General features: G+C 50.1%; 1 protein-coding gene. It reads left to right on the forward strand.

Features of this window, described 5'->3' with window-relative positions:
• Positions 1-44: 44 nt before the first annotated feature.
• A complete protein-coding gene (locus ACB030_RS20295; RefSeq protein WP_010676219.1) occupies positions 45-1,142 on the forward strand; it encodes an ISAs1-like element ISAs1 family transposase in 1,098 nt (365 codons plus the stop codon).
• Positions 1,143-1,170: the final 28 nt, after the last annotated feature.

The raw sequence follows: 1,170 nt of genomic DNA on the forward strand, positions 1-1,170 counted from the left end.
ATCGTCTGTGATCTAATCGCGTCTCCATGCAGGAGGCACGCGCTATGACGTTGATTGAACACCTTACCCTTGTCGAAGAAACTCGCTCTGAGATCAATCGTAAACATAACCTGGTTGATGTCATGTTCCTTGTCATCAGTGCCATCATGAGTGGTGCCGAGGGCTGGAATGACATCGAAACCTATGGCGATTCAAAGATCGATTGGCTCCGTCAGCATCGCCCCTTTGCCAACGGCATCCCGCGGCGTCACACGGTTGCCCGCATTCTGCGCTGCATTGTCATCGATACCTTGCTTGAAGCGTTGCTGTGCTGGGTCAATGAACAGCGCACTCATCAGGGCAAACCCATCATTGCCTTTGATGGCAAGGTGTTACGCGGCTCCTTTCGGGGAAATGCCAAGGATGCGCTTCAGTTGGTCACGGCTTACGATACCGAAAATGGGCTGGTGTTAAGCCAGAAAGCAACCCCTAACAAGAAGGGGGAAATCGAAACCGTCAAAGATATGCTGGACATTCTTGAGCTAAAAGGAGCCGTTGTCACACTCGATGCGTTGCATTGTCAGCGTGAGACACTGGAGAAAATCAGCGAGAAGAAGGCTCATGTAGTGGTACAGGTCAAGAATAATCAACCGAAGCTGTATCAAGCGGTTCAATCGCAATTCCAGTCACTGTTTGACGCCCAGAAAGAGAAGATTGTCGTCGAGCACAAAGAGAGTGGACATGGCCGCCAGGAAGAGCGTTATGTGTTTCAATTAAAAGCCAAATTACCGCCAGAGTTGACGGAGAAATGGCCGACAATCCGCAGCATCATTGCCGTTGAGCGTCACCGCAGCGCCAACGGAAAAGGAACGGTAGATACCTCTTACTATGTCAGCTCGTTATCCCCCAAGCACAAGCTGCTAGGGCACTATATACGGCAGCACTGGCGGATAGAGAACAGCCAGCATTACATTCTTGATGTGGTGTTCAACGAGGATGCTTCCAGGATAGCGATGGAGGATGCGGTCGAGAATATGGCGCTATTCCGGCGGTTCGTATTGAATATCGTAAAACAGAGCAATTGTGGTGCTCGAAGTCAGAGAAACAAGCTAAAAAGAGCCGGCTGGAATGACGACTATCGGGCTCAGTTATTCTTTGGTTAAAATATCAACAAAGTGTGCTCCCGCCCTG

Source organism: Aeromonas sp. S16(2024), from assembly GCF_041403065.1.
Taxonomy (GTDB): Bacteria; Pseudomonadota; Gammaproteobacteria; order Enterobacterales; family Aeromonadaceae; genus Aeromonas.

Coding starts and splice junctions, on each gene's coding strand:
- ACB030_RS20295 (WP_010676219.1), top strand. CDS start 45: ATGACGTTGATTGAACACCTTACCCTTGTCGAAGAAACTCGCTCTGAG.